At 64.4% G+C, this 5,242-nt stretch carries 6 protein-coding genes and 1 pseudogene; 3 read left to right on the forward strand and 4 right to left on the reverse strand.

Features of this window, described 5'->3' with window-relative positions:
- Window positions 1-266, forward strand: a 266-nt coding sequence (locus tag ABD093_RS00040) for an integrase core domain-containing protein (RefSeq protein ID WP_343921857.1), incomplete at its 5' end; no start/stop codon positions are given.
- A 21-nt stretch (window positions 267-287) separates the two neighbouring features.
- Entirely contained in the window at window positions 288-1,121 is an 834-nt protein-coding gene (locus ABD093_RS00045; RefSeq protein WP_343921858.1) for a tyrosine-type recombinase/integrase, read from the forward strand.
- Here ABD093_RS00045 and ABD093_RS00050 read toward each other — a convergent pair whose 3' ends face one another.
- Together ABD093_RS00050 and ABD093_RS00055 are read right to left on the reverse strand one after the other, a co-directional pair.
- Window positions 1,122-1,580, reverse strand: a complete 459-nt coding sequence (locus ABD093_RS00050) for a hypothetical protein (RefSeq protein WP_343921859.1) — start codon at window positions 1,578-1,580, stop codon at window positions 1,122-1,124. It abuts the gene before it with no gap.
- The gene (locus ABD093_RS00055; protein ID WP_343921860.1) at window positions 1,577-1,894 is read right to left on the reverse strand and encodes a hypothetical protein; all 318 of its coding nucleotides are present in this window, start codon (window positions 1,892-1,894) and stop codon (window positions 1,577-1,579) included. Before ABD093_RS00055 ends, ABD093_RS00050 begins: the two co-directional genes overlap by 4 nt.
- A 529-nt stretch (window positions 1,895-2,423) precedes the next feature.
- On the opposite strand from ABD093_RS00055, the gene ABD093_RS00060 reads away from it, so the two are divergent.
- On the forward strand, window positions 2,424-3,473 hold the full coding sequence (locus ABD093_RS00060; protein WP_343921861.1) for a LacI family DNA-binding transcriptional regulator: 1,050 nt from the start codon (window positions 2,424-2,426) through the stop codon (window positions 3,471-3,473).
- Between the two features lie 306 nt (window positions 3,474-3,779).
- On the opposite strand, the pseudogene ABD093_RS00065 reads toward ABD093_RS00060, so the two are convergent.
- Window positions 3,780-4,013, reverse strand: a pseudogene (locus tag ABD093_RS00065) (transposase); the annotation flags it as partial.
- 7 nt (window positions 4,014-4,020) lie between these two features.
- Entirely contained in the window at window positions 4,021-5,055 is a 1,035-nt protein-coding gene (locus ABD093_RS00070; protein WP_343921862.1) for an IS30 family transposase, read from the reverse strand.
- Window positions 5,056-5,242 lie beyond the last annotated feature (187 nt).

Genomic DNA, 5,242 nt, shown 5'->3' on the forward strand with positions numbered 1-5,242 from the left:
CGAAATCGCGAGTTGACAACTATAGGAGCGTCAATGCCCTGGCCGAGGCCTTCAACTCGCTGTTCAAGGCCGAACTGGTCCGCCACCGCGGGCCCTGGAAAAACATCGACGACCTCGAGATCGCGACCGCAGAATACATCGACTGGTTCAACCACCGGCGACTGCACGGCGAGATCGGCATGATCCCGCCCGTCGAACTCGAGGACACCTATCATCACAACCACCCCGCACCGGCACCCGCCGACGCGGCACTTGCGAGCCTCTAACAAACCCGGGGCGATTCAGAGTTGGACATCGCCGATCTCGACGCTCCGCTGGTCGCCGCTTTCCTGGGCCATCTCGAACACGAACGTGGTAACCAGGTCCGCACCCGTAACAACCGGCTCGCCGCGATCCACTCCCTGTTCAGCTACGCCGCACTACGTCACCCCGAGCACGCTGCGACGATCCAACGGGTTCTGGCGATCCCGGCCAAACGCTGTGACCGTAACCTGGTCACCTGGCTCCCCGAGACCGAACTGGATGCGCTGCTGGCCGCACCGGATCGAACCACCTGGGCCGGACGACGCGATCACGCCATCCTGGTGCTGGCCGCGCAGACCGGGCTACGGATCTCCGAGTTGACCGGGCTGATCATCGCCGACGTCCACCTCGACGCTGGCCCCTACGTGCACTGCCTCGGCAAAGGTCGCAAGGAACGCGCCACACCGCTGACGCCGCACACCATTCGCGTGCTACGCGTCTGGTTACGCGACGGCGTTCCGACGGGCCCACTTTTCCCCACCCGCACCGGATCCCGGTTGAGCCGCGACGCGGTCGAGCACCGAATCTCTCGGCACCTCGTGGCCGCACGCGCGAGCTGTCCGTCGCTGAGGACCAAACGCGTCGCAATGCACACCCTGCGGCACTCGGCCGCCATGCGGCTCCTGGAGGCTGGCACCGACGTCACGATCATCGCGCTCTGGCTCGGCCACGAGCAGCCCGCGACCACCGCGCAGATCTACTTGCACGCCGACATGACCCAGAAGCAGCAGGCGATCGCCCGCGTCGCGACGCCCGGAACCCCACCGGGGCGCTATCGACCACCAGATCCCCTTCTCGCCTTCCTGGAGCCCCTATGATTATGCCGACCTGGACAGCACGGACCCCCTGCCCACCACGGCCAACGGAGCCGAGGTCGGCATAATCCCGAGGTCGGCATAATCGGAGTCGATGCCGCGGATCGGGAAGGGGAACATCGCCGCGGCGTGGTCGATCGCCTCGATCACCCAGACCCGGGCACGGTTGGGCACCGACCGGTTGACCGTCCAGCCGGTGGCGACGTCGGTCATGGTCAGGGTGTAGCAGTACTCCCCGGCCGCAACACCGCCGTCGTGGGCGACCAGGTCGATCTCGACGAACCCCGGCTCGGCGTCGTCCCAGTCGGCGAAGGTGCGGATCGGGATCTGGTGCTTGAGCAGTGAACCGGGTTTGGTACGCGAGCGTCCTCGCAGGGTCATCCGCTGCCGTTCGCCGGCGAGCATCCGGTCGATCGTGGCCGCCGAGACCCGTGAGAGCAGCTCGGCCTGCTCATCGCTCATGTCGATCTCGCCCTCAGCGCGTAGCAGTGGCACCAGCACCGGCATGAAGGGGGCCATGATCTTCCCGCCGAGGCGCGTAACAGCACCCGGCAGCGGATCAGCGCCGGCAGCAGATCATCACCGTAGACCCGCGGTCGCGGTTTGCGCGGGCGCACCTGGCGGATCACCAGCGCCTGGCGCAGCGCGGCCCGAGCGTAGCCCCGGTGCCAGCCGGTCAACTCAACCAGCTCGTCCAAGATCCGGGTCTTCCCGGTCCGGTCAGCGCTGCGGTAGGCCAGCGCCTTCTTCTTCGTCACAGCCTTGCGTTGACTCATCGTCAGCTCCATCCACAATGGTGCTCACACGGAGGTCGTCACCTGAGGCAACGACACCCCCGGCCGGAGGTACTCCCCTGAGGCAACGACCCCGCACAAGCGGAGGTTTCTGATGAGTCAACTCGGCTGCTTGACGTCTCATGCTGGCGCTGTCACGCTCGGCTTGACAGCGCCAGCAACAGGAGGACGAGCATGACCGCCTTCAACGAAGCGACTAGCACCACATGGTAGGAGACCGGTGACGCTCTTGGTGTGACCCGACAAGCGGCTGAAGCTAGGCTCGGGGTCATTCGCGACGAATGTCACGCGCAATCTACGAGGGTTACGACGGTCTCGTCCCTACGACCTTCGGTCCAAACGAGCCTCACCCCGCACCGCGAAATGGCACTTCGCGGCCCGTGGTGAATCAGCCCTGCTGGAGATTCACGTCGCGGATTTCGCTGTGCTGGGCAGCCGGATAAGTGAGCGGTAGTTCGTGGCTACGGCAGACGATGCGTGAGGCCCCACGGCCATGCCTTAACATCCACTGATGACCGACCAGAGAGACGAAGGATCAATGCCCGAACGCAATCCAACTCTCTTTGACGTAGCCAAAGCTGCCGGCGTGTCCAAATCTGCGGCGTCGCGGGCACTCCTGCGTCAGAGCGACGTGAACGGGCAGACTGCCGAGCGTGTGCGAGAGGCCGCACGACAACTCGGGTATGTGCCGAATGGTGCCGCAAGGTCACTCGTCGAACGGCGTAGCGGAATCGTCGGCGCGCACGTACGAGACGTGTCCAGTCCGTTCTACGGGATTGTTCTGTCCGGTATGCAGGCTCAGGCCGCCGCCGACGATGTTAGCGTCGTCTCCACCTCCGGCTCGTGGGACCTCGATGTCGACCAGGAAAGCCGTCTCCTCAAGACTCTAATAACGCTTCGTGCCGACGCCATAGTGGTGTGCAGTTCGACTTTTCCCACCCCGTACCTTGTCCCCTTCCTTAAGCGAATACCAATGGTTCTTTGCGGTTGGCCAGAAGATGACGACCGGTTCTCCGGATGCTTCATAGACGAGGAAGACGGAGCACACCAGATCGCGGATCGAATCATCGATCTTGGCCACCGAAGCGTTGCCATTGTTCGCCCTCCGCCGTCTCGATCGCGGAGTCAGGCGCGCCGGATGGAGACTATACGGCAACGTCTCCTAACGTCGCACTCCGTAGTCCGCGAAGTTGATGGCGGAGACAGAAGAGTGGCAATGCACGACATTGTTAATCTGGCCCGGGAGCGGCGGGTCACGGTAGTCATGTGCCCAACTAATGACACGGCGCTCGAAATCATTGACGTTTTGCGTAGCAGCAACTTGGCTGTGCCTGAAGACGTATCAGTCACAGGGTTTGACACGGTCGGGCCGCTGGGCACACCGTCGCTAGGTATTAGTAGCTTCACCGTTCCGGCCGCAGAAGTCGGGCGGCGCGCACTTGCAATGGCTCTAGAACGCATCGACAATCCGGATCAGCCGCCACAGCGTCTGCTGCTGAACGGGAACCTTCGCATTGGTTCCTCCGCCGCCGCGCCCCCCGCTTCGGGGCGACGGGGATAACCAATGGCTAGGGATGGCCTCCAGGGTGACCTTGATCTTTTGCTACAAGACCCTGTGGTAAATATTCAGCGGAACATTGTCTGCTACTCGCAGGATTTACGGACCACGCAATCTCCCTGACTCTGACGCGCCTCGCAGGAGTCGAGATCGGTTATGCGACAGCAGGCAGTGATCGACGGCGAGACTGGCGAGTCTATGCCTATGAATCTTTGACACACGCATGAACGACGGTCGGTTGTGGTGCAGCTAGGTCGGGTAAGAGGGCTCTTCACGGTTCGTGGTGAATGACCCTGCTGTGGAGGGTGTTCACGCTACGGTTCTCGCGGCGCTGGTCAGTAGGATACGCATCCGGTAGTTCTCCGCGTTGCGGAATCCGCGGCCGGTGCGTTTGATGTTCTTGATGCCGGTGTTCGCGGCCTCGACGCGGGCGGTGGTCGCACCGGTGACGACGAGGACCTCGATAGCGTCCCACCAGGTCACGACGGTGTCGTAGAGCTTGGTCGTCTCAGGCATGTTCGCGATCTGGGCGAAGTAGCCCATGGTGGTGTCAAAGCGTGGAAGCAACATGAGGCTCGCCGGCGAGTAGCCGGGCGAAGGACTCCGTGGGGGTGAGGAAGCCGAGCCGGCGGCGGGGGCGGTTGTTGATTTCCTCGGCGATGGTGGTGAGGTAGGGCTGGTGGTCGGGGATCGCGGTGCCCTTGGGGAGGTACTCCCGGTAGAGGCGGTTCGTGTTCTCGTTGCTGGGCCGCTGCCACGGCGAGTGGGGATCAGCGAAGTAGACCGGAATGTCTGTGGCCAGGGAAACCTTTGCGTGCTGGGCCATCTCGCTGCTCTGGTCCCACGCCAGTGAGGCGCGCATCATCTCGGGTAACTCGGTGAAGTAGTCGATGACCGCGTCTGCGGTTCCCGCGGCGTGTTTCGAGGGCAGGGCCAGCAGCCCAGTGAACCCGCTCATCCGCTCCACCAGCGTCGCCGCGCACGAGGTCCCGTTCTTCCCGATGATCAGGTCACCCTCCCAGTGTCCAGGGACCCGCCGGGCGGCGGCATCCTCGCCGCGTTCCGCGATCGGGACCATCCCTACGATCGGGCCGCCCCGGGACCGGCCCGTGCTGCGGGGCCGCCGCGTGGTCCGCTTGGACTGCAGGAAGATCCCTCGCTTGGCGAGCTCCCCGCGAGGGATTGCGTAGATGTACTGGTAGATCGCTTCTCCGCTGACGGTGCGGCCCTGAGCGTCGGGAGAGTTGGCCATGCGTTCAACGGTCGGGTCTGCGGCCTCCAGACGCAAGCGGCCCGCGATCTCGTTCGGTGTCCACGACGCCGCGAGATCGGCGTTCACCCGGGCCTCGAGCACCGGATCCGTCGCGACCTTTCTCGGCTGCGGGCGGGACCGGCGGCGCTGCGCCTTCACGTCGGCTGTCACGGCCTGATAGCCACGAGTCCTCGTCGAGTTCCGGCGCAGCTCCCGGGACACCACCGAAGGGCATCGGGCCAGGTGAGAAGCGATCCTGCGGACTCCCCACCCCGCTTTCGCCGCCGTCGAGATCTCCGACCGCTCCGTGAACGTCAATCCCCGCCGTGCCATCCCTGGCCTCCTCGTCTCGGGCTCCCACTGACCGGGAGTGTTGCTACGACGCTATGACACCACCCATCCGCATCCGTTCGTCCCAGGCCTGGGCGAGAGTGTCAGTGGCCAGCAGGCGTCGGAGCTGCTCCTTGATGCCCCAGGCGGCCGAGAGCTCGTCGGTGGGTCATCGGTGCGGAACACCCTC

Origin of the sequence: Brachybacterium tyrofermentans (genome assembly GCF_039526165.1) — a bacterium.
In the GTDB taxonomy this organism is placed as follows: Bacteria; Actinomycetota; Actinomycetes; order Actinomycetales; family Dermabacteraceae; genus Brachybacterium; species Brachybacterium tyrofermentans.